The sequence below is a fragment of the Tardiphaga sp. genome, assembly GCF_044340795.1.
Lineage (GTDB): Bacteria > Pseudomonadota > Alphaproteobacteria > Rhizobiales > Xanthobacteraceae > Tardiphaga.
In genome coordinates this window covers 50793-68162 of the sequence record NZ_JBIISY010000004.1, presented here as the reverse complement: position 1 = coordinate 68162, position 17370 = coordinate 50793, and the positions used below count along the sequence as shown (strand labels likewise).

Sequence of the window (17370 nt, the reverse complement as noted above, 5' to 3'; positions counted from 1 at the left end):
GGCGCGGCATTTCCATCGACCGGCAGGTGCTGTCAAAGCTCTCGGCGGATTTTGCGCAGACGGCGGCGCGCATCGAAGCCGAGATCAAGGAGATCGCCGGCGAGGATCTCAATATCGGCAGCCCGAAGCAGCTCGGCGATGTGCTGTTCGGCAAGATGGGCTTGCCCGGCGGCTCGAAGACCAAGACCGGCGCGTGGTCGACCTCCGCGCAGGTGCTGGACGAGCTGGCCGAACAGGGCCACGAACTCCCGCGAAAAATTCTCGACTGGCGGCAGGTGTCGAAACTGCGCTCGACCTATACGGATGCGCTGCCGACTTACGTGCATCCGCAGACGCACCGCGTTCACACGACCTATGCGCTGGCCGCGACCACAACGGGTCGCTTGTCGTCGAACGAACCGAACCTGCAGAACATCCCGGTGCGCACCGAGGACGGCCGAAAAATCCGCCGAGCTTTCGTGGCGAGCGAGGGCCACAAGCTGGTCTCGGCCGACTATTCGCAGATCGAACTGCGCCTGCTGGCGGAGATCGCCGACATCCCGGTGCTGAAGCAGGCTTTTCAGGACGGGCTCGACATCCATGCCATGACGGCGTCGGAAATGTTCGGCGTGCCGGTGAAGGACATGCCTGCCGAAGTGCGCCGCCGCGCCAAGGCGATCAATTTCGGCATCATCTACGGCATCTCGGCGTTCGGTCTCGCCAACCAGCTCGGCATCCCGCGCGAGGAAGCCTCCGCCTATATCAAGAAGTACTTTGAGCGCTTCCCCGGCATCCGCGCCTATATGGACCAGACCCGCGACTTCTGCCGGGAGCATGGCTATGTGACGACGCTGTTCGGCCGCAAGTGCCATTATCCGGAGATCAAGGCGAGCAATCCCTCGCTGCGCGCCTTCAATGAGCGCGCCGCGATCAATGCGCGTTTGCAAGGCACCGCCGCCGACATCATCCGCCGCGCCATGAGCCGGATGGAGGATGCGCTGGCAGAGAAGAAGCTGTCAGCGAAAATGCTGCTGCAGGTGCATGACGAACTGATCTTTGAAGTGCCCGACGACGAGGTGGCCGCCACGCTGCCGGTGGTGCAGCACGTGATGCAGGACGCGCCGTTCCCGGCGGTGCTGCTGTCGGTCCCGCTGAATGTGGACGCGCGGGCGGCGGATAACTGGGAAGAGGCGCATTAGCGCACAGGCGCTGATGGCCTCCCTCCCCGGAGCGAAGCGAATGGGGAGGGTCCGCCGATAGGCGGGGGTGGGGACTCTCCCCACGGTGGGACGGAGTGTGGGGAAACACCCCACCCGTCTCGACGGCTGCGCCGTCGATCCACCCTCCCCACCGCGCGTGGCCCCGCCACGCTTGGGGGAGGGAAAAATCAATCCAGCTTCACCTCAAATCCCCGCTTCACCGCCGGGCGGGCCATCAGCTGCTCGTACCAGCGCTTGACGCTCGGGAAATCCTCCAGCGCCACCTTGTGGCGCGGATGGCGCCAGGCCCAACCGAGAATGGCGAAATCGGCCACCGACAGGCTGCCTGCCACGAATTCATGATCCTTCAGCCGGCGATCCAGCACGCCATACAGGCGCCGCGTCTCGTCGGAGAAGCGCTTGAGGCCGTAGGCGCGGTCGGTCTCGTTCTCCAGCGCGATGAAATGATGCACCTGGCCGGGCATCGGGCCGAAACCGCCCATCTGCCACATCAGCCATTCCAGCACCGGGATGCGGTCGCCCAGCGATTTCGGCAGGAATTTTCCGGTCTTCTCGCCGAGATAGAGCAGGATGGCGCCGGATTCGAACACGCTCACCGGCTTGCCGTCCGGCCCCTCGGGGTCGACGATGGCCGGGATCTTGTTGTTGGGGCTGATCTTGAGGAAATCCGGCTTCTGCTGCTCGCCCTTGGTGATGTTCACCGGGAACACCTTGTAAGGCAGGCCCATTTCCTCCAGCGCCACGGAGATCTTGCGGCCGTTCGGCGTATTCCAGGTGTGCAGTTCGATGGTCATGCGTGTTCCTTCCCGATTTTTCCAACCTGTATCATCGTCCGCCCGCCCCGCAAATGACGGCTGTTGAAGAGGCGCCTTCCGGTCTGGCCTATCCGGCTCCGGGCCGGTAAATTGCCGCGGTTTACCTGAAAGAGAGATCGCCTTGTCCAACACAACCGCCCGCGCCCGCCTGCACGAGATCATCCGCGACCGTTCGTTCGGTTATGGCGAGATCACGCTCGCCTCGGGCCGCAAGAGCAATTTCTACTTCAATCTGAAGCCCACCATGTGCGACCCGGAAGGCGCAGCGCTGCTGGCCGAGCTGACCTATGAGGCGCTGAAGGACGACAAGCTCGATTATGTCGGCGGGCTGGAAATGGGCGCGGTGCCGCTGGCCGGCGCGCTGGCGCAGCTGTCGTGGATGAAGGGCGCGCCGATAGGCGCCTTCTTCGTGCGCAAGAAGCCGAAGGAACATGGCGCCCGCCTCGCCATCGAGGGCCTCACCAAGACCGAGAGCCTCAAGGGCAAGCGCATCGTCATCGTCGAGGACGTCACCACCACCGGCGGCTCCGCCGTGAAGGCGCTGGATGCCGTGCGAGAGGCCGGTGCGGAAGTCGCGCTGGTCTTCACCATGGTGGATCGCGACGAAGGCGCAAGCGAGACTTTTGCAGCAGCCGGTGTGCCATTCCGCTCGCTTTACAAGGCTTCTGAATTCCTGAAGGGTTGAGCCTCGACGGCCTCCGCACGAGACCGCTTCGTCTCCCGTGAAAGGCCCGATCTTGCTTCGTTTTCTCAGCCTCGCGCTCTGCATCGCCATCATCACTTGCGCGCCCGACGCCGCTCATGCGGCCGACGGGCTGGATGGCGCGAAACTGTCGATGCTGTGGGCGCTGCCTTTTGCAGGTATCCTGCTCTGCATTGCGACCGGACCGGTGCTGTATCCGCATTTCTGGGAACACCACTACGGCAAATTCACCGCCTTCTGGGCCGTGCTGATCATCGTGCCGCTGTGGCTGACGGCCGGCACCACCACGGTGACACATACGCTCGCCCATACGGTGTTGATGGAGTATCTGCCGTTCATCCTGCTGCTATTGTCGCTGTTCGTCGTCAGCGGCGGCATCTATCTGCAGGGCAACCTGCATGACAGCGTGTTCACCAATACGGCGCTGCTCGGCATCGGCACGCTGCTCGCCAGCGTAATCGGCACCACCGGCGCCTCGATGATCCTGATCCGCCCGCTGATCCGCTGCAATGACGACCGCAGATACAATGTCCATGTGGTCGTGTTCTTCATTTTCCTCGTGTCCAATATCGGCGGCTCGCTGTCGCCGCTGGGCGATCCGCCGCTGTTTCTCGGCTTCTTGCGCGGCGTCGACTTCTTCTGGACCACCAGGCACATCTTCCCGGACACGCTGCTGGTGGCCGGCATCGTGCTCGTGATCTTCATGCTGCTGGACATCTATCTGCATCGCCGCGAAGGCAAGCCGCTGCGGGATCCGACGCCGGATTCGCCGTTGCATCTGCATGGCAAGATCAATCTGCTGCTGCTACTCGTCATCATCGCCGCGATCCTGATGAGCGGGAGCTGGAAGCCGGGTATTTCGTTCACCGTGCTCGGCACGCCGGTCGAGTTGCAAAACCTGCTGCGCGACATGATCCTTGTGGTCGTCACCTTCGCCTCGCTGGCGCTGACCAAGGCAGAGCATCGCAAGGCCAATGATTTCAAATGGGGGCCAATCGAGGAGGTCGCGATCCTGTTCGCCGGCATCTTCATCTGCATCGTGCCCGTCATGGCCATGCTGCAGGCGGGAACGAGCGGCCCGTTCGCGCCGCTGGTCGCACTTGTGACCCATGCCGACGGTACGCCGAACAATGTCGCCTATTTCTGGCTCACCGGCGGCCTCTCGTCATTCCTCGACAATGCGCCCACCTATCTCGTCTTCTTCGAACTCGCCGGCGGCGATGCGAAGATGCTGATGACATCGGGCGCTGCGACGCTGGCGGCGATCTCCGCCGGCGCCGTGTTCATGGGTGCGAACACCTATATCGGCAATGCGCCGAATTTCATGGTCTATGCCATCGCCCGCGATGCCGGCGTAAAAATGCCGAGTTTCTTCGGTTACATGCTGTGGTCAGGCGCGGTGTTGATCCCGGTTTTCCTGCTCGCCACCTGGGTGTTTTTCCGCTGAGGCGGCCCGTGGTTACTCCGCGTTTACCATAACCGCCTAGCGTGGCGCCCAGGCCGGGACGCTGCGTTTCCGGCTATCGGTCATGCGTTGCGGAGCCTGGTGTTGCGTCACACTCGTAAAACTACGCGCCTGCGCCGGCCGCTTTTGGCCCTCGGCCTTGCGGCCTGCGTCGTGCTCGCGCCGCAGAGCGTATCCGCGCAGGGCTTCTTCGATTTCCTGTTTGGTGGCGGCCAGCCACAGCAGAAGCAGCAGCAACGTCGCGGCGAGCCATCGCGGCAGAATGATTTCTTCTCCGACCCGTTCGGCCTCAACACGCCGCAGGAGCAGCCGCAGCCCCAGCGCAGCGCGTCCGGCGGCGGTGGTCCGGCCTTCTGCGTCCGCACCTGCGACGGCAAATATTTTCCGCTCACCCGCGGCGGCGCCAGCCCGGCGCAGATGTGCCAGGCCTTCTGCCCGGCCTCGCCGACCAAGGTGATGTTCGGCAGCAATATCGACTACGCATCGTCATCGACGGGCGAGCGCTATGCCGACCTGCCCAACGCCTTCGCCTATCGCAAGGCGCTGAAGGCCGACTGCACCTGCAATGGCCGCGATCCCGCCGGCCTCGCCCCCATCGACCTGACGCTCGACACCTCGCTCCGCCCCGGCGACGTGGTGGCCACCACGAATGGCCTCGTCGCATTCAACGGCATGCGCACCGGCAACAATCAGACCGCTGAGTTCACGCCGGTCTCATCCTATCCCGGCCTCACGTCCGATGTCCGTGCGCGGCTCGGCGAGATGAAGGTCGCACCTGTTTCTGCCGAGATGATCACCGACGAGGCACCGATGGCGGAGACACCGCGTGAAATTGCGCCTCTGCCGGCAACGACCATCGCGCCGAAGCGGGCTCCAGCGCAGGGCGCGAAACGCGCCGAGGCCAACTGACGGCCTCCGTCGCTTCGAGCTATTCGGCCTTGCCGAGCGGTTGCGTGCTCTTGAGCAAGGCCACCAGCTGACTCTGCTGATTGGTCCCGGTCTTGCGGAACACACTCTCCAGATGCGAACGCGCGGTGGAGAATTGCATGTTGGACGCTTCCGCAGCCTCCTTCAGCGATTGCCCCGATGCCAGCCTGATCGCCACCATGGACTCCTTCGGCGTCAGATCGAACAGGCCACGCAGCAGATCAGGACCAGGCACGCCCTGCGACAGACCAACCTCGGTGGCCAGCACCAATGCAGTGGCGCCCGAAAAGATGTCGCGCGCTACGCCTCGCAGTGGCGCGACGTGGATGACGTAAGCGGCCTCGCCATCCTTCGCCGGTAGCGGAACCGACTGCACATGATCGGAGCGCCCCGCCGCGATGGCGTCAATCGCCTCGGCGATCAGCGCATTGGCCATCGCATGCGAGACGGTAAAACGGCCATCGGCAGCAGACAAAAACACAGCCGGTACCGCTTCGAGCAATTCATTGACGGCGATGACCCGGGCCCTGCCGGTGACCACGGCCGCAGGAAAACCGATCGTGGCGAGCGCAGACACCATGGTTTTCGCGCGCTCCAGTCCAAGACGCGCAGCAATCATGCCGGCACGCGCGAGATGCGGGCGCATGCCGTCGAGAAAGGCGATGTCGTCGGCATTGTGGGTGCCGTTCGCGATCCAGCGCTCGAAGGTGAAGCCCACCATCTCGCCGCCGGGCATAGCCACCAGTGTCGCGGCCTGGCCACCGAGATTGACGGTCTCGCGCACTTTTCGCGCGGGGTCCTGCGCGATCTGATCCGAGGTCAGATAGTCCTCGTCGCGCAGGAAGCCTGGATAGCGCATGGAAAGCACTTTGACCGGACGCTGGCACTGCAGCCATTGGCCGCTTTCCACATAGTCGCGCAGCGTGTCCTCGACCACCGGCGTGGCGCGCCAGCGCGGCGGCGCATCCGGTGCAATGCTCAGCATCGCGCCGCTTGCGGAACCCGCACGCGTACCGATCGCATCGAGCACGGTGGGCCATTTTTCCGGAACGAAGGCAGCCTCGTAGATGTCGTCGGTGAGGTCATCGCTCATCGATCCGATCTCCAGTTGATTGCACAAAATTATTGGCGGGCCTCGCAGGCGAGACCTGATGTTTTTTTGCTGTACGCGCGGCTGGAAATCTGGAGCGAATGGATGAAGGCGTCAAACGCATATCGCTGTCGAACTGCGCGATGATGCAGCAAAGCCTATAGAAAATGGGTTCCTTGCGCGATCGGTCAAATCAGGAATCGCGACGCAGGCATCAATGACAACAATGGCGTGCAAGCATGGCTGACCATTGCTTGCGATGACGAAACCTGAAGCAGATCGATGACGGCTTCATCGCCCGATGATGACGCCCACCACATTCGTCGCCGACAGATATTTCTGTTCGATCTCCGCGCGCGCCGCTGCGCGATTCTCCGCCGTCAGCAGACCGCGCTTTTCGGCCAGGATCATCCAGCAATAGCCCCACCAGTCGGTGAGCATGCCGTCATCCCCGACCAGATCGTAGCCCTGTTCGGCGGCGAAGATACGCGCATGCGCCTCGTCGAGCTGATCGAGCCAGGCGTGATCCTCGAGCGCGAACAGATCGTCGCTGACATCGTCGGTTGTGTAACCCCACACTGACAAGCACACCGCATTGAATTCACGATCGATCTGATCGTCATCCACGGGATAACGACGTGCATTAAAATGCAGGCGGGTGAGCGATCGTGCGAAATCGGCAATCCGGGTGAGCGCGAACTGGTTGTAGGCAATGCTGGACATGTCGGGCCTTGCAAACGGTCAGGGCAGTTTCGAATCGGAGACTACATCAAGCGCTTGCAAATTTGTTCTTTATTTGTTCTTATCGGTTAACACCTCGCTGTCATCCCGGCGAACGCCGGGATCCATAGCCTCCGACGTCGTTCGGCGGAATGAACGATGCCCAGATCGCGGTGCTATTTCGTCTATATCCTTGCGAGCGGCCACAACGGCACGCTGTATATCGGCGTGACGAATGATATCCATCGTCGGATGGCTCAGCACCGCTCTGGTCGAGGCTCGGAATTCGTCAAAAAATACAGTGTCATCCGACTGGTCTACATTGAACAATATGTGTCAGTCATGGATGCCATTGCTCGCGAGAAGCAGCTGAAAAATTGGAAACGCGGCTGGAAAATCGACTTGATAGAGCAAGATAATCGCGATTGGAGCGATCTGTCCGGATTACTCTAGCTTCGGTGGTTATGGGGCCCGGCGTTCGCCGGGACGACCATGTTCGCCAGAGCTCTGCCATTTTCTGCCCAATTCCACAGCATAACCATGGCAAAACCTCCGCATCGCGGTGGGTTTCCGACCACCACTGAATGGGCGTATGATTTCACGCCGCGCCACAGATCAGGATGACCAGTTTGTCAGACCAGACCACGCCAGCACAATTCCAGCCCCAGAACGCTCCAATCGACGAGTTGCTGCTCGCCGAGATCAAGAGCGCCATTCTCGTCAAGCTGACATTGGGCATTGGCAAGGAAGCCTCCTTCGCCACCAAGCATGATTGGTACAAGGCCGCCGCCCTGACCCTGCGCGATCGCATCGTGCATCGCTGGCTGCTGTCCGAGAAGGAGAGCTACGACGCCGGCCGCAAGCGCGTCTATTACCTCTCGCTCGAATTCCTGATCGGCCGCCTGTTCACCGACGCGCTGAACAATATGGGCCTGCTACCGGTGTTTCGCGCGGCGCTGGAAGATCTCGGCGTCGGCCTCGACGAGCTGCGCAAATGCGAGCCCGATGCGGCGCTCGGCAATGGCGGCCTCGGCCGCCTCGCCGCCTGCTTCATGGAGAGCATGTCGACGCTGGCCATTCCGGCTTACGGCTACGGCATCCGCTACGATTTCGGGCTGTTCAAGCAGATCATCTCGAAGGGCTGGCAGAAGGAATATCCGGACGAATGGCTGAGCTTCGGCAATCCGTGGGAGCTGCCGCGGCCGGAGGTCGTCTATCACGTGCACTTCGGCGGCCAAACCGAGGTGGTGGACGACGCCAAGGGCCATCAGCGCACTGTCTGGCATCCCGGCGAGACCGTGGAGGCCGTGGCCTATGACACGCCCATCGTCGGCTGGCGCGGCCAGCATGTGAATGCGCTGCGCCTGTGGTCGGCGCGGGCGCCGGATCCGCTGCGGCTCGACGTGTTCAACACCGGCGACTATGTCAGCGCCAGCGCCGAACAGGCGCGCGCGGAGGCGATCTGCAAATTCCTGTATCCGAATGACGAAAGCGCTGCCGGCCGCGAGTTGCGGCTGCGGCAGGAATATTTCTTCGTCTCGGCGTCGCTGCAGGATCTCGTCAAGCGGCACCTGGAATCCGAAGGCAATCTGCGCGGCCTCGCCAACAAGGCGGCGGTGCAGATGAACGACACGCATCCGAGCCTCGCGATCGCCGAGCTGATGCGCATCCTGATCGATGTGCACAACATGCGCTGGGACGCCGCCTGGCAGATCACCAATGCGACGTTGTCCTACACCAATCACACGCTGCTGCCGGAAGCGCTCGAGACCTGGCCGGTGGAGCTGATGGAGCGCCTGCTGCCGCGCCATCTCGAAATCATCTATCGCATCAATGTCGCGCATCTCGACCGCGCCGACGCGATCCGCCCCGGCGACACCAATTACCGCGCCTCGGTCTCGGTCATCGACGAGACCGCCGGCCGCCGCGTGCGCATGGGCAATCTCGCCTTCATCGGTTCGCACCGCATCAACGGCGTGTCGGCGATGCATTCGGAACTGATGAAGGAGACCGTGTTCCGCGATCTCAACCAGCTCTATCCCGGCCGCATCACCAACAAGACCAACGGCATCACCTTCCGCCGCTGGCTGACGCTGGCCAATCCGAAACTCACCGACCTGCTGCGCGCCACATGCGGCGACGCGGTGCTGGACGATCCCACCCGCCTGATCAAGCTGGAAGCCTATGCTGGCGACGCCGCATTCCAGCAGGCTTTCCGCGCGGTCAAGCACCACAACAAGCTCGCCATGGCCCGCCTGATCGGCGAGAAGCTCGGCGTGCAGGCCGATCCGTCGGCACTGTTCGACGTGCAGATCAAGCGCATCCATGAATACAAGCGGCAGCTGCTCAACATCGTCGAGACCGTCGCGCTGTATCAGGCGATCAAGGACGAGCCCAACAAGAACTGGGTGCCCCGCGTCAAGATTTTCGCGGGCAAGGCAGCGGCGAGCTATCGCTATGCCAAGCTGATCATCAAGCTGGCCAACGACGTCGCGCGCATGGTCAACAGCGACGAGACGATCAAGGGCCAGCTGAAGGTCGCCTTCATGCCGGACTACAATGTCTCTCTGGCCGAGATCATCATTCCGGCCGCCGATCTGTCCGAACAGATTTCGACGGCCGGCATGGAAGCCTCCGGCACCGGCAACATGAAACTGTCGCTCAACGGCGCCCTGACCATCGGCACGCTGGACGGCGCCAATATCGAGATCCGCGACAATGTCGGCCCGGAAAACATCGCGATCTTCGGCATGACCGCCGACGAGGTGGTCACGCGCCGCAATCGCGGTCTCGATGCATCGGATGTGATCTCGAAGTCGCCCAACCTCGGCCGCGCCATCTATGCCATCGAGAGCGGCTTCTTCTCACCCGACGATCCCGGCCGTTTCGGCGCCATCGGCCACGCGCTGCGGCATCTCGATCACTACATGGTGTCGGCGGATTTCGACTCCTATTACGACGCCCAGCGTAGCGTCGATGCACGCTGGCAGGCCGGCTCCGCCTGGAGCCGCGCGGCCATCCTCAACACCGCGCGCATGGGCTGGTTCTCATCTGACCGCACCATCCGCGAATATGCCGAGGACATCTGGCACGTGCCGGTGGCCAACCAGATGCCCACGACCTTTGCACAGCAGGTGCGGAAGGCGACCTGAGCGTAGCGGTGCTCACGCCCGATAGGCGACGAGCACCGCCCCACAGGCGATCAGGATGACGCCGAGCCAGTTCGGCAGTGACAGCTTTTCGCCCAGAAACAGCACCGCGAACAGTGCCACGAAGACCACGCTGAGCTTGTCGATCGGCGCCACCCGCGCCGCATCGCCGAGCTTGAGCGCGCGGAAATAGCAGATCCACGACGCGCCCGTGGCGCAACCGGACAGAACGAGGAACGCCCACGTTTTCCCCGAGATCGTCGATGGCGACTGCCAGTGGCCTGTAGCAACGACCATCAATCCCGCAGCGAACAGGATGACGATGGTCCGGATGAAGGTGGCGAAATCAGAATTGACGTTCTCGATCCCGACCTTGGCGAAAATAGCGGTGAGTGCCGCGAAGGCCGCTGAGAGGACAGCCCAGAACGGCCAAGTGAGGGTGAGGTTTTTCATCGACAGGGCACCTGCTTTTCAACCGTCATTGCGAATTGGATACTGGCAGAAACAAAAAGGGCGGCCCTGCGGCCGCCCTTTCGCATTTCTAATGATTGCGCAGCTTACTCCGCCGCGATCTTCACGTCCGGCGCGGCGGCGCGCACTTCGGCATCCACCTGCGCTTCGAACTTGGCAAAGTTCTTCTGGAACATGCCAACGAGCTTACGCGCAGTCGCGTCGAACTCGGCCTTGTCCTTCCAGGTGTTCACCGGATCGAGAATCTCGCTCGGCACGCCCGGCAATGCAGTCGGGACGGCGAAGCCGAAATACTTGTCAGTGCGGAATTCGACGTTGCGCAGCGAACCATCGAGCGCAGCGGTGAGCAGCGCACGCGTCACCTTGATCGGCATGCGCGAGCCGACGCCATACTTGCCGCCGGTCCAGCCGGTGTTCACCAGCCAGCAGTCGACTTTATGCTTGGCGATCAGATCGCGCAGCATGTTGCCATAGACGCTGGGGTCGAGCGGCAGGAAAGGCGAGCCGAAGCAGGTCGAGAATTCCGGCTCCGGATCGTTGCCGAGGCCACGCTCGGTGCCGGCGACCTTGGCGGTGTAGCCGGACAGGAAGTGATACATCGCCTGCGCCGGGGTCAGTTTTGCGATCGGCGGCAACACGCCGAAAGCGTCTGCCGCGAGCATCACCACATTCTTCGGCTGCGGCGCACGGCCGGTGCGCGAGGCGTTCGGGATGAAGTCGAGTGGATAGGCCGAACGGGTGTTCTCGGTCTTCGAGCCGTCGTCGAAATCCGGCACCTTGGTGTTTTCATCGAGTACGACGTTTTCGAGCACGGCGCCAAAACGCTTCGAGGCGGCATAGATCGCGGGCTCGGCTTCTTCCGACAGCTTGATGGTCTTGGCATAGCAGCCGCCTTCGAAGTTGAAGACGCCATCCTTGCCCCAGCCATGCTCGTCATCGCCGATCAGCGTGCGCTTCGGATCGGCCGAGAGCGTGGTCTTGCCGGTGCCCGACAGGCCGAAGAAGATCGCGGTGTCGCCATCCGGGCCGACATTGGCCGAGCAATGCATCGGCATGACGCCCTTGGCGGGCAGATAGTAATTCAGCGTGGTGAATACCGACTTCTTCATCTCGCCGGCATAATAAGACCCGCCGATCAGGACGATCTTGCGGGCGAAATCGATGGCCACGACGTTCTCCGAGCGGCAACCGTGACGTTTGGGGTCGGCGCGGAAGCTCGGAAGATCGATGATGGTGAGCTCGGGCACGAAGTCAGCCAGCGCAGATGCTTCCGGGCGGATCAGCAGCGTGCGAATGAACAGCGAGTGCCAGGCGAGTTCGGTGAACACGCGGGTCTTGATCTGGAAAGTCGGATCAGCGCCGCCATAGAGATCCTGCGCGAACAGGGTCATGCCTTCGGCGTGCTTCTTGAAATCGGTGTAAAGCGCTTCGAACTGCTCGGGGGTGATCGACTGGTTGCCGGCCCACCACATGTTTTCGGTGGACGCGTCCTTGACGGTGAACTTGTCCTTCGGGCTGCGACCGGTGAAGTCGCCGGTGTCTGCGCAGAGCGCGCCATCCGATGACAACTCCGCTTCGCCATTGCGCAGCGAGTGTGCGTAGAGCTGCGGTGCGCCGAGATTCCAGTTCACCGCTTTGAGATTTTTAAGTCCGAATTTGTCAGCGCCATAGGCACTGTTGCGTACGCCCGTCTCTTGCACGGATAGTCCTCCTTAGAGTCCGCTATTCCATATGCGCGGCTGCCTCCAGCCACGCATTGAAGCGGTAGCCGTCACTATAACCGCTCCGGCCTTGATCGGGCGATCTAATAGTGACGAAGATGTGAAAAGCCAAGCAACTGTCACCTGACTTGGTTTATTCCAAGCATGGCCATGGGTGTGGCTCAACCGTTCAAAGTGCGGGCCTGCTCTGCCAGTTCCCGCAGCACCTTCCGCAAGTCCATCGGCGTGACGATCCGCCGCGGAAAATCAAGCCGCAGCGTCGTCGACGTTCCGTTGTGCAGATCGAGTCCGTCCGGATCGCAGCCGGTGCAGCGCCAATCGCCTTCTTCCGCGCCAAGAAGTCTTGTTGCGTAGAGATTGAGCGCATCGCGGTGATCGGCATTCATATGTTCGATGGCGCCCTCTTCCGCCTCCACCACGCTCTCCGCGCCGCGGAGATCCGTCAGATACTGCCCGGGTGAGAGATCGATGATGCGGCCGAAACCGGCGACCAGATGCAGCAATGTCGGCCTGATCCGAAAGAAGGAAAAATCCTTAAAATCCACAAAGACTTGCGCGGTTGGATGGACGCTGAGATAGCGTCGTCGAAGCACCTCGCGGTCGGTGTCCGCGGCCTCTTCGGCAACGCCGCCGAGCATGATCCTGGCGCCTTCCAACGGATCCCCCGGCGCCCGCTCATCCAGCATCAATGATACCCGCGGGTCTCCGAGCAGGTTCTTCGTGTGCAGGGCCAGCCGTGAAATGAGGAGAATCGGCGTGCCGTCGGGGTGGCTGGCCACGTTCACCAGGGAGCAATAAGGGGCCCCTGTGCCGAGGGACAGGGTTGCAAGCGCGCCCTGCCGGGAGCGCCGCAGCAGGGACCGGGTGACATGCGAGGGGTCGAAATCGGCAGTCGGCTGCATCATTAAATCCCGATAATCATTGCCGAAAGTGGCTGTTCCCAGTGTCCGAAGCCGCGTATATAAATGTGGAACTGGCGCCCCATTCAAGCGTTAAGGGAACTTGGCCACACTTCAGCCCAGCTTGCATTGCTGGTTGACTGTGTTTTTAAGGCCACCTCATACGGCGGAATATTCAATCCCCGCCGTACAGACCATCCCGCTTCGGAAAGCAGGCTCATGCCCACAATCGCTTTGGTCGACGACGACCGCAACATTCTCACATCCGTATCGATCGCGCTCGAAGCCGAGGGCTATCGGATCATGACCTATACGGATGGCGCGTCGGCCCTGGACGGTTTCCGCACCAGCCAGCCGGACCTCGCGATCCTCGACATCAAGATGCCCCGCATGGACGGCATGGAGACGCTGCGCCGCCTGCGCCAGAAGTCGGACCTGCCGGTGATCTTCCTCACCTCGAAGGACGAGGAAATCGACGAGTTGTTCGGCCTTAAGATGGGCGCCGATGATTTCATCCGCAAACCGTTCTCCCAGCGCCTGCTGGTCGAGCGTGTGAAGGCGGTACTGCGGCGCTCGGCGCCGAAGGACCCCGCGGCCGTGCCGAAGGAAACCGACGCCAAGGCGCTCGATCGCGGCCTGCTGCGCATGGACCCGGAGCGGCACACCTGCACCTGGAAGAACGAGCCGGTGACCCTCACCGTCACCGAATTCCTGATCCTGCAGGCGCTGGCCACACGGCCCGGCGTGGTCAAGAGCCGCAACGCGCTGATGGATGCGGCTTACGACGATCAGGTCTATGTGGACGACCGCACCATCGACAGCCACATCAAGCGCCTGCGCAAGAAGTTCAAGGTGGTCGACGACGATTTCGAGATGATCGAGACGCTGTACGGCGTCGGCTACCGCTTCAAGGAAACCTGATCTCACAAGGTTTCACGGCCCGTTTCGGGCCTGACGTGATCGTCTCGCTGCGCTAGACTCCGCGCAGCGAGCGCAATCGCGACAATCGGCAACAAGCGGGCAGTGTAGGCATTGCTGGATCGAACGCAGCCTGATGGACGACGTGGCTCCGGCGGCTCGCCGCAGGCACCCGATGCATCCGACGAGACACCATCCGGCGGCTGGCGGCGTCCGCTCGACTGGATCAGCCGGCTTCGGCAGTTTTTCGTCGCGCTCACCTTTTCGAGCCTCACGCGCCGCATTGTCTCGCTCAATCTCGCGGGCCTCTGCGCCCTCGTCGCCGGTGTCCTCTATCTCTCGCAATTCCGCGCCGGCCTGATCGACGCGCGTGCGCAGAGCCTTCTCACTCAGGCGGAGATCATCGCCGGCGCCATCGCCGCCTCGGCCACGGTCGAGACCAATACGATCACCATCGATCCCGACCGCCTGCTCGATCTCAAGCCGGGCGAAAGCTATGGCGCCCCGGACGAGTTCAACAATCTCGACTTCCCAATCAATCCCGAGCGTGTCGCGCCGGTGCTGCGCCGGCTGATCTCGCCGACCAAGACGCGCGCCCGCATCTATGACCGCGACGGCGTGCTACTGCTCGACAGCCGCAGCCTCTATGGCCGCGGCGACGTGCTGCGCTTCGACCTGCCGCCACCGACCACCGAGAAGCCGGGCCTGCTGGAAAAGACCACCATCGCCATTCGCACCTGGCTCAACCGCGGCGACCTGCCGCTATATCGCGAACTCGGGCCGGAAAACGGCAACGGCTATCAGGAAGTGCAGCAGTCCCTCGGCGGCCAGAAGAACAGCATGGTCCGCATCAACGACCGCGGCGAAGTCATCGTCTCGGTCGCAGTGCCCGTGCAACGCTTCCGCGCCGTGCATGGCGCGCTGATGCTGTCGACACAAGGCGACGACATCGACCAGATGGTCACCGCCGAGCGTCTGGCAATTTTGAAAGTGTTCGCCGTCGCCATGGCGGTCATGATCGTCCTGTCGCTGCTGCTGGCGTCGACGATCGCCGGTCCGGTCCGCCGCCTCGCCGACAGCGCCGAGCGCGTCCGCCGCCGCATCCGCACCCGCGTCGAGATCCCGGACTTCACCGACCGCCGCGACGAGATCGGCCATCTCTCCGGCGCGCTGCGCGACATGACCGGCGCGCTCTATAACCGCATCGAGGCGATCGAGATGTTCGCCGCCGACGTCTCGCACGAACTGAAGAATCCGCTGACCTCGCTGCGCTCCGCTGTCGAAACGCTGCCGCTGGCGAAGAACGAGAACAGCCGCGGCCGCCTGCTCGAAGTGATCGAGCATGACGTGCGCCGCCTCGACCGCCTTATCTCGGACATTTCCGACGCCAGCCGGCTCGATGCCGAACTGCAGCGCAACGATGTCGCACCGGTCGCTCTGCGCACGCTGCTCAATACGCTCACCGCCGTCGCCAACGAGACGAAGCTTGGACACGATGTCGGCGTCGAGACCCGTTTTGAAGGCCCGTCCAGCGATACATTCTCCGTGCCCGGTCACGACTCGCGTCTTGGTCAGGTCATCACCAATCTCGTCACCAACGCCCAGTCCTTCTCTGAGTCGGGCGGCAAGGTGCGGATCGCCTGCCGCCGCCTGAAGGGAAAGATCGAGGTCGTGGTCGATGACGACGGTCCCGGTATCGGCCCGGATGCGCTGGAGCGCATTTTCGAGCGTTTTTACACCGACCGCCCGCATCAGGGCTTCGGCCAGAATTCCGGCCTCGGCCTCTCGATCTCCAAACAGATCGTCGAGGCCCATGGCGGCACTATCTGGGCCGAGAACCGCATCGGCGCCGCGACGGCCGATGGCGAGGTGCCGGTGCTCGGCGCCCGCTTCGTGGTGCGGTTGCCGGCCACATGAGCCCCCCCCATATCAGCATCCATGCGTCGGCCGTCCTCCTCGGCGACCGCGCCGTGCTGATCCGCGGGCCATCCGGATCCGGCAAGTCGCGGCTGGTGTTCGACCTGATCCTCGCAGCCCAGGCCGGACAACTGCCGGAAGCAATGCTGGTAGCCGATGACCGCGCTTTTCTGGATGTGACGGATGACGGGCTGCTCCGTGTCCGCCCGGCTCCCGAACTGATTGGCTTGCTGGAAATCCGCGGTTTGGGTATCAGGCGCCTCGATTGCGCCACCGCTGCCATTGTGGGGCTGGTGGTCGATCTCGACGCGCATGACGCCGCGCGGCTTCCTGACGCGGAAGCGCTGCGGACCCGGCTGCACGACGTCGAAATTCCCCGAATCCCGGTTGGATCCGGCTTCTCCCCGCTACCATTGGTAGCGGCCTATCTGACGACAACCGAGGGCATTCCGTCGCTGCGACCATAGGACGATTGCCCGAAGGGAATTGGTAACCATATTAGTCCCACACTCGCCACCGATTAGGCCCGCTGATCCTCCCCCGACATAGGTCGTATTTTACGGGAGTTTCGCGAAGAGTCCTCTTGCGCAGAGGCTCTGGATGGTCAAAGTGGCGCTTTCGTGCGGTGCACCAATGCGCCCACGAGGAGTTTCCGATGATTGGTCTGGTACTTGTGACCCATGGGCGCCTTGCCGACGAGTTCAAGGCGGCGCTCGAACACGTAATGGGTCCGCAACAACAAATCGAAGCCGTGACGATCGGTGCGGAAGATGACTCCGACCTCTGTCGCAGCGATATCATTGAAGCCGTCAACCGCGTCGATAGCGGCGATGGCGTCGCCATCCTCACCGACATGTTCGGTGGCACGCCGTCGAACCTCGCCATCTCCTGCATGAGCCGGCCGAAGGTCGAAGTCCTTGCCGGCATCAATCTGCCGATGCTGGTGAAGCTCGCCAAGGTCCGCGAAGAGCGCACGCTCCCGGACGCCATCGCCATGGCGCAGGAAGCCGGCCGCAAATACGTCACCATCGCCAGCCGCGTGCTCGCCGGCAAATGAGCGAACCTCTTTCCCGCGAACTGCCCATCACCAACAAGCGTGGCCTCCACGCCCGCGCCTCCGCCAAATTCGTGCAGATGGTGGAGAAGTTCAGCGCCGACATCACGGTCACCCGCAACGGCGAGACGGTCGGCGGCACCTCGATCATGGGCCTGATGATGCTCGCCGCCGGCATCGGCACAAGCATCGTCGTCACGGCAAAAGGCCCCCAGGCCCAGGAAGCGCTGGATGCGATCTCGCAGCTGGTGATCGACAAGTTCGGTGAGGAGTAGCCGGCCGTAGGGCGGATGAGCCGAAGGCGTAATCCGCCGCGGAGTTT

General features: G+C 62.6%; 17 protein-coding genes. 11 read left to right on the top strand and 6 right to left on the bottom strand.

The window, feature by feature from the left end; all coding sequences use genetic code 11:
* The coding region (locus tag ACIQ17_RS01505) for a DNA polymerase (protein WP_398464634.1) at window positions 1-1178 on the top strand (1178 nt) is incomplete at its 5' end.
* A 188-nt stretch (window positions 1179-1366) separates the two neighbouring features.
* Here the strand turns inward: ACIQ17_RS01505 and ACIQ17_RS01500 are convergent.
* The gene (locus ACIQ17_RS01500; protein ID WP_398464632.1) at window positions 1367-1993 is read right to left on the bottom strand and encodes a glutathione S-transferase family protein; all 627 of its coding nucleotides are present in this window, start codon (window positions 1991-1993) and stop codon (window positions 1367-1369) included.
* Between the two features lie 142 nt (window positions 1994-2135).
* On the opposite strand from ACIQ17_RS01500, the gene pyrE reads away from it, so the two are divergent.
* From pyrE to ACIQ17_RS01485, 3 genes are all read left to right on the top strand, one after another.
* Window positions 2136-2699, top strand: a complete 564-nt coding sequence (gene pyrE, locus ACIQ17_RS01495) for an orotate phosphoribosyltransferase (RefSeq protein ID WP_398464630.1) — start codon at window positions 2136-2138, stop codon at window positions 2697-2699.
* Window positions 2700-2751: 52 nt separating this feature from the next.
* Window positions 2752-4164, top strand: a complete 1413-nt coding sequence (locus tag ACIQ17_RS01490; RefSeq protein WP_398464628.1) for a sodium:proton antiporter — start codon at window positions 2752-2754, stop codon at window positions 4162-4164.
* A 102-nt stretch (window positions 4165-4266) separates the two neighbouring features.
* Window positions 4267-5091, top strand: coding sequence for a DUF2865 domain-containing protein (locus tag ACIQ17_RS01485; protein WP_398464626.1), 825 nt, complete (start codon window positions 4267-4269; stop codon window positions 5089-5091).
* A gap of 19 nt (window positions 5092-5110) precedes the next feature.
* Here ACIQ17_RS01485 and ACIQ17_RS01480 read toward each other — a convergent pair whose 3' ends face one another.
* Both ACIQ17_RS01480 and ACIQ17_RS01475 read right to left on the bottom strand, forming a co-directional pair.
* Window positions 5111-6202 carry a helix-turn-helix transcriptional regulator gene (locus ACIQ17_RS01480; RefSeq protein WP_398464624.1) on the bottom strand — a complete coding sequence of 364 codons (1092 nt, stop codon included), beginning with the start codon at window positions 6200-6202 and terminating at the stop codon, window positions 5111-5113.
* A 288-nt stretch (window positions 6203-6490) separates the two neighbouring features.
* Window positions 6491-6922 (bottom strand): hypothetical protein, encoded by a 432-nt coding sequence (locus tag ACIQ17_RS01475; RefSeq protein ID WP_398464622.1) that lies wholly within the window; start codon window positions 6920-6922, stop codon window positions 6491-6493.
* Between the two features lie 156 nt (window positions 6923-7078).
* On the opposite strand from ACIQ17_RS01475, the gene ACIQ17_RS01470 reads away from it, so the two are divergent.
* Window positions 7079-7372, top strand: coding sequence for a GIY-YIG nuclease family protein (locus ACIQ17_RS01470; RefSeq protein WP_398464620.1), 294 nt, complete (start codon window positions 7079-7081; stop codon window positions 7370-7372).
* Window positions 7373-7539: 167 nt separating this feature from the next.
* The gene (locus ACIQ17_RS01465) at window positions 7540-10071 is read left to right on the top strand and encodes a glycogen/starch/alpha-glucan phosphorylase (protein ID WP_398464618.1); all 2532 of its coding nucleotides are present in this window, start codon (window positions 7540-7542) and stop codon (window positions 10069-10071) included.
* A 12-nt stretch (window positions 10072-10083) separates the two neighbouring features.
* Here the strand turns inward: ACIQ17_RS01465 and ACIQ17_RS01460 are convergent, their stop codons facing one another.
* The 3 genes from ACIQ17_RS01460 to ACIQ17_RS01450 form a co-directional block, all read right to left on the bottom strand.
* Window positions 10084-10521: an EamA family transporter gene (locus ACIQ17_RS01460; RefSeq protein WP_398464616.1), complete on the bottom strand. Its 438-nt coding sequence runs from the start codon at window positions 10519-10521 to the stop codon at window positions 10084-10086.
* Window positions 10522-10625: 104 nt separating this feature from the next.
* Window positions 10626-12239, bottom strand: coding sequence for a phosphoenolpyruvate carboxykinase (locus ACIQ17_RS01455; RefSeq protein ID WP_398464614.1), 1614 nt, complete (start codon window positions 12237-12239; stop codon window positions 10626-10628).
* Between the two features lie 182 nt (window positions 12240-12421).
* Window positions 12422-13162, bottom strand: coding sequence for a HugZ family protein (locus ACIQ17_RS01450; RefSeq protein WP_398464612.1), 741 nt, complete (start codon window positions 13160-13162; stop codon window positions 12422-12424).
* A 216-nt stretch (window positions 13163-13378) separates the two neighbouring features.
* Between ACIQ17_RS01450 and ACIQ17_RS01445 the strand changes: the two genes are divergently transcribed.
* The 5 genes from ACIQ17_RS01445 (at window position 13379) to ACIQ17_RS01425 (ending at window position 17323) form a co-directional block, all read left to right on the top strand.
* Window positions 13379-14080: a response regulator transcription factor gene (locus tag ACIQ17_RS01445; protein ID WP_233023325.1), complete on the top strand. Its 702-nt coding sequence runs from the start codon at window positions 13379-13381 to the stop codon at window positions 14078-14080.
* A 111-nt stretch (window positions 14081-14191) separates the two neighbouring features.
* Window positions 14192-15994: a stimulus-sensing domain-containing protein gene (locus ACIQ17_RS01440; protein WP_398464609.1), complete on the top strand. Its 1803-nt coding sequence runs from the start codon at window positions 14192-14194 to the stop codon at window positions 15992-15994.
* A complete protein-coding gene (locus ACIQ17_RS01435; protein ID WP_398464607.1) occupies window positions 15991-16461 on the top strand; it encodes an HPr kinase/phosphorylase in 471 nt (156 codons plus the stop codon). The genes ACIQ17_RS01440 and ACIQ17_RS01435 overlap by 4 nt, the downstream gene beginning before the upstream one ends.
* Window positions 16462-16649: 188 nt before the next feature.
* Window positions 16650-17051, top strand: coding sequence for a PTS sugar transporter subunit IIA (locus ACIQ17_RS01430; protein ID WP_211911731.1), 402 nt, complete (start codon window positions 16650-16652; stop codon window positions 17049-17051).
* On the top strand, window positions 17048-17323 hold the full coding sequence (locus tag ACIQ17_RS01425; RefSeq protein ID WP_398464604.1) for an HPr family phosphocarrier protein: 276 nt from the start codon (window positions 17048-17050) through the stop codon (window positions 17321-17323). Before ACIQ17_RS01430 ends, ACIQ17_RS01425 begins: the two co-directional genes overlap by 4 nt.
* Window positions 17324-17370 lie beyond the last annotated feature (47 nt).